The 4,844-nt window shown below is 70.3% G+C and carries 7 protein-coding genes; all 7 read left to right on the top strand.

From position 1 onward, the window contains the following. On the top strand, positions 1 to 688 hold a 688-nt coding region (gene ribA / locus VN520_RS22105; RefSeq protein ID WP_325748675.1), incomplete at its 5' end, for a GTP cyclohydrolase II. A gap of 25 nt (positions 689 to 713) precedes the next feature. Beyond that, positions 714 to 1,199 (top strand): 6,7-dimethyl-8-ribityllumazine synthase, encoded by a 486-nt coding sequence (ribH, locus tag VN520_RS22100; RefSeq protein ID WP_033304266.1) that lies wholly within the window; start codon positions 714 to 716, stop codon positions 1,197 to 1,199. A 35-nt stretch (positions 1,200 to 1,234) separates the two neighbouring features. Next, the gene (locus tag VN520_RS22095) at positions 1,235 to 1,507 is read left to right on the top strand and encodes a phosphoribosyl-ATP diphosphatase (RefSeq protein ID WP_325748674.1); all 273 of its coding nucleotides are present in this window, start codon (positions 1,235 to 1,237) and stop codon (positions 1,505 to 1,507) included. 54 nt (positions 1,508 to 1,561) lie between these two features. Next, the gene (hisG, locus tag VN520_RS22090; RefSeq protein WP_325748673.1) at positions 1,562 to 2,410 is read left to right on the top strand and encodes an ATP phosphoribosyltransferase; all 849 of its coding nucleotides are present in this window, start codon (positions 1,562 to 1,564) and stop codon (positions 2,408 to 2,410) included. Between the two features lie 40 nt (positions 2,411 to 2,450). Continuing rightward, complete coding sequence (locus tag VN520_RS22085; protein ID WP_325748672.1) at positions 2,451 to 2,930, top strand: PH domain-containing protein; 480 nt, start codon at positions 2,451 to 2,453, stop codon at positions 2,928 to 2,930. A gap of 188 nt (positions 2,931 to 3,118) precedes the next feature. After that, the gene (locus VN520_RS22080) at positions 3,119 to 4,486 is read left to right on the top strand and encodes a hemolysin family protein (protein WP_325748671.1); all 1,368 of its coding nucleotides are present in this window, start codon (positions 3,119 to 3,121) and stop codon (positions 4,484 to 4,486) included. Beyond that, a partial coding sequence (locus VN520_RS22075; protein WP_325748670.1) for a CNNM domain-containing protein occupies positions 4,483 to 4,844 on the top strand: 362 nt, incomplete at its 3' end. The genes VN520_RS22080 and VN520_RS22075, both read left to right, overlap by 4 nt.

The following is a 4,844-nucleotide window of genomic DNA, read 5'->3' as shown; positions in this document are numbered from 1 at the left end:
TAAGCACGGACTCACGATCATCTCCATCGAGGACCTGATCGCCTACCGCCGCAGCTCCGAGCCCACCGTGCGCCGTGAGGCCGAGGTCCGGCTGCCCACGGCCTTCGGCCCCTTCACGGCGTACGGCTACCGCTCCATCGCCGACGGCGTCGAGCACGTGGCACTCGTCCACGGGGACATCGGTGACGGCCGGGACGTCCTCGTCCGGGTCCACTCCGAATGCCTGACCGGCGACATCTTCCAGTCCCAGCGCTGCGACTGCGGCCCCCAGCTGCACACCTCCATGGAACGCGTCACGGCCGAGGGCCGCGGGGTCGTCGTCTATCTGCGCGGCCACGAGGGCCGCGGCATCGGACTGCTGTCCAAGATGCGCGCGTACGAACTCCAGGAGCGCGGCTCCGACACCCTCGACGCCAATCTCGAACTCGGACTGCCCGCCGACGCCCGGGACTACGCGGCGGGTGCCCAGATCCTGCGGGACCTCGGCGTGCACACCCTGCGGCTGATGACCAACAACCCGGACAAGACCGCGGCGCTCGTGCGGCACGGACTCGAGATCACCGGGCGCGAGCCCATGCCCGTCCAGGCCGGTGAGCACAACCTGCGGTACCTGCGCACCAAGCGGGACCGGATGGGGCACGACCTGCCCTGGCTCGACACCTCCGTGTCGGCCTGCGGCAACCAGTAAGCACCGACGAACACACAGGAGAGACATGAGCGGCAAGGGCGCACCCGAACTGTCCGTACGCAACTGCGGAGACCTGCGGGTGGCGGTGATCGCGGCCCAGTGGCACGAGCAGGTCATGGACGGGCTCGTCGACGGGGCCCTGCGCGCCCTGCGCGACCTGGGCATCGACGAACCGACGCTGCTCAGGGTCCCCGGCAGCTTCGAGCTCCCGGTGGTGGCCAAGGTGCTCGCCGGCCGCGGTTACGACGCGATCGTCGCCCTCGGAGTGATCATCCGCGGTGGCACCCCCCACTTCGAATACGTGTCCCAGGGCGTGACCAACGGGCTCACCCAGGTCACGGTCGACACCGGTGTCCCCGTCGGTTTCGGCGTCCTCACCTGTGACAACGAGGAGCAGGCTCTGGACCGGGCCGGACTCGAGGGCTCCAACGAGGACAAGGGCCACGAAGCGGTCACCGCCGCCGTGGCCACCGCCGCCACACTGCGGACCGTCAGCGAACCCTGGCGCTGAGCAGCACCCCGGGACCCCGTATTCTAAGGACCATCATGGCCAACAAAACCTTCGAAGAGCTCTTCGCCGAGCTGCAGCGCAAGGCCGCCGACGGCGACCCCTCCACCTCCCGCACCGCCGAGCTGGTGGGCAAGGGCGTGCACGCCATCGGCAAGAAGGTCGTCGAGGAGGCCGCAGAGGTCTGGATGGCCGCCGAGTACGAGGGCAAGGAAGCCGCTGCCGAGGAGATCTCGCAACTGCTCTACCACGTCCAGGTGATGATGGTCGCCCGCGGGATCTCCCTCGACGACGTCTACGCCCACCTCTGAGCCACGCCCCGCACACCTCCCGAACATCCCTCCGCACAAAGGAAACCCGACCTCATGCTGCGCATCGCCGTCCCCAACAAGGGTTCACTCTCCGGGCCTGCGATGGCGATGCTCCATGAGGCCGGCTACCAGCAGCGCAAGGAGTCGAAGGAACTCGTCCTGGTCGACCCGGCCAACGAGGTCGAGTTCTTCTACCTGCGGCCGCGCGACATCGCGATCTACGTCAGCTCCGGCCGCCTGGACATCGGCATCACCGGACGCGACCTGCTGCTGGACTCCGGCGCCGACGCCGAGGAGATCCTCCAGCTCGGCTTCGCGCGCTCGACCTTCCGCTACGCCACGAAGCCCGGCACGGCCGCCGGCCCCGAGGACTTCGACGGCATGACCATCGCCACGTCCTACGAGGGCATCGTGGCGGCGCACCTCGCCGAGGCCGGTGTCAAGGCCTCCGTCGTGCACCTCGACGGCGCGGTCGAGACCGCCATCGAGCTCGGTGTCGCCCAGGTCATCGCCGACGTCGTCGAGACCGGCACCAGCCTGCGCAACGCCGGACTCGAGGTCATCGGCGAGCCGATCATGACGTCGGAAGCCGTCGTGATCCGCCGCAGGGGCGCCGACGCCGAGGACCCCAAGGTGCAGCAGTTCCTGCGCCGTCTGCAGGGCGTCCTGGTCGCCCGCACCTACGTGATGATGGATTACGACTGCCGCGTCGAGCACCTGGAGCGTGCCGTCGCCCTCACCCCGGGCCTGGAGTCGCCGACCATCTCCCCGCTGCACCACGAGGGCTGGGTCGCCGTCCGCTCCATGGTCTCCTCCAAGGAGGCCCAGCGGATCATGGACGACCTGTACGAGCTGGGTGCGCGCGCCATCCTCACGACGGCCATCCACGCCTGCCGTCTCTGACGAGCCGGACCACAGCACACCTAAGGACGACAGCGCCGCCATGTCCGCCCCCACCTCCCGGCCTTCCGGACTCCCCGCTCTCCCGGCCACCTTCAGGCCCACTCTCACCCGGGTGGTCCTGCTGGCCGTGGGGGCGGCCACCTTCCTCGTCATCACCGCGGTCGCGATGATCCTGGAGAACCTCAGCCCGGGGGAGCGGACCAGCTTCGTCTTCGTCGCCCTGCTCTTCTTCGGCGTGCTCGCCCTGCTCAGCAGGCCTCGTATCACCGCCGACGAGGCAGGGGTGACGGTCGTCAACATCACCCGCACCCGCCGTCTGGCCTGGGCGGAGATCCTGCGCGTCAATCTGCGCGCCGGTGACCCGTGGGTCTTCCTCGACCTCAGCGACGGCACGAGCATGCCCGCACTCGGCATCCAGCCCGGACTCGCCAAGAGCCGGGCCATCCGTGACGCCCGCACCCTCCGCGCTCTCGCCGAGTTCCACGGCAGCGGAGTGAACGACGCCACGGAGAACGGCTGAGCCCCCCGCCCCGCCCGGCCCGATCCCGATTATTCTGGGACCGGAGGCGCACCGGGTGCGCCCCGCCCCGCACCAGAAGGCCTCCGAGGCCCGCGGGGCACTTTCCTGCGACCCAAGGAGTGACTCCCTCCAGCAATGGACGGATCGTCCGGTAGTATCTGCGCCGCCCTCTCCCCGGAGGCGGCGGCATGACCACCCCCCTGTTGCTGCTCCTCGCGGCATTCCTCCTCATCCTCGCCAACGGGTTCTTCGTGGCAGCCGAATTCGGGCTCGTCACGGTGGAACGGCCGGACGCCGAACGCGCCGCCGCCGAAGGCGACCGCCGGGCCCGTACCGTCGTCGCCGCCCTGCGTGAACTCTCCTTCCAGCTCTCCGGCACCCAGCTCGGCATCACCATCACCTCGCTGGTCGTCGGCATGCTCGCCGAACCGGCGCTCGCCCAGCTGCTCGCCGGGCCGCTCACCGCCACCGGACTGCCCCACGGGGCGGTCCCCGGGGTGAGCGTCGTGATCGGCATGCTGTTCGCCTCCGCCGTCCAGATGGTGATCGGCGAACTCGTCCCGAAGAACTGGGCGGTCTCCCGGCCGCTCCAGGTCGCCCGGTTCGTCGCCGGGCCCCAGCACCGCTTCTCCACCCTCCTCAGGCCGGTGATCACCGCCCTGAACGCCGTGGCCAACCGGCTGGTCAGGCTGCTGGGTGTCGAACCCACCGACGAACTCGCCTCCGCCAGGACCCCGGGCGAGCTCGTCTCCCTGGCCCGGCACTCCGCCGAGGCCGGAACCCTGGAGCAGGACACCGCCGATCTCTTCGTGCGGACCCTGTCCCTCGCCGGACTCACCGCACAGCACGTCATGACCCCGCGGGTGAAGGTCAGCGCGCTGCAGGCGTCGGCGACCGCGGCGGACGTCCTCAACCTCACGCGGGCCACCGGCCTGTCCCGCTTCCCCGTCTACCGGGACCGCATCGACGAGGTGGTCGGCATGGTCCACCTCAAGAACGCCCTGGCCGTCCCCTCCCAGGACCGCCTGCGCACCCCGGTGGGCCGGATCGCCGTGACCCCGCTCCTGGTGCCGGAGACCCTGCCCGTCGAGCAACTGCTCCAGCGGCTGCGCAGCGAGCAGCCGATAGCCGTCGTGGTCGACGAGTACGGCGGCACCGCCGGTGTCGTCACCCTCGAGGACATCATCGAGGAACTCGTCGGAGAGGTCAGGGACGAGCACGACGTGGAGGGCGCCGACCGTCCTGAGCTGACCCCCGTCGTCGCCGACGACGGGCGGCCCGGCTGGGACGTGGAGGGCAGCACCCGGGTGCTGACCCTGCTGCGGATAGGCCTCGACGTGCCCGAAGGGCCCTACGAGACGGTGGCGGGCCTCGTCGCCGATCTGCTGGGGCGCATCCCCGCCCCCGGTGACCGGGCCGAACTTCCCGGCTGGCGGATCTCCGTCCGTCAGGTCGGCCACTACCGTGCCGAGCAGGTCCGCTTCGTCCGTCTGACGGACATGCCGCAGACCCAGCCGGAACGGCTCACCCAGGACCTGCTGGAGGCCGTGCGATGAGCCTCGTACAGCTGGTGTTCGCCGGCCTCCTCGTGCTGGCGAACGGCTTCTTCGTCGGCGCCGAGTTCGCGCTCGTCTCCGTACGGCGCAGCCAGGTCGAACCCCTCGCGGCCGGCGGGTCGAGCCGGGCCGGACAGGTGCTGTACGGCCTGGAGAACCTGCCGCAGATGATGGCCGCCGCACAGTTCGGCATCACCGTCTGCTCCCTCACGCTCGGTGCCGTCGCGGAACCGACCGTCGCCCGTCTCCTGGAGCCGCTCTTCCACGCGGCGCACGTGCCCGAAGGGCTCGTCCACCCGCTCGGCTTCGCGGTGGCGCTCGTCTCCGTGGTCTTCCTCCACCTCGTCATCGGCGAGAT

This window comes from Streptomyces sp. (assembly GCF_035563135.1).
GTDB lineage: Bacteria > Actinomycetota > Actinomycetes > Streptomycetales > Streptomycetaceae > Streptomyces.
This window is presented reverse-complemented; position numbering and strand designations above follow the sequence as displayed.

Excerpts from the sequence above, each read along its gene's own strand:
- VN520_RS22080 (WP_325748671.1), top strand. The coding sequence starts at position 3,119 with ATGACCACCCCCCTGTTGCTGCTCCTCGCGGCATTCCTCCTCATCCTC.
- hisG (WP_325748673.1), top strand. The coding sequence starts at position 1,562 with ATGCTGCGCATCGCCGTCCCCAACAAGGGTTCACTCTCCGGGCCTGCG.
- VN520_RS22095 (WP_325748674.1), top strand. The coding sequence starts at position 1,235 with ATGGCCAACAAAACCTTCGAAGAGCTCTTCGCCGAGCTGCAGCGCAAG.
- VN520_RS22085 (WP_325748672.1), top strand. The coding sequence starts at position 2,451 with ATGTCCGCCCCCACCTCCCGGCCTTCCGGACTCCCCGCTCTCCCGGCC.
- ribH (WP_033304266.1), top strand. The coding sequence starts at position 714 with ATGAGCGGCAAGGGCGCACCCGAACTGTCCGTACGCAACTGCGGAGAC.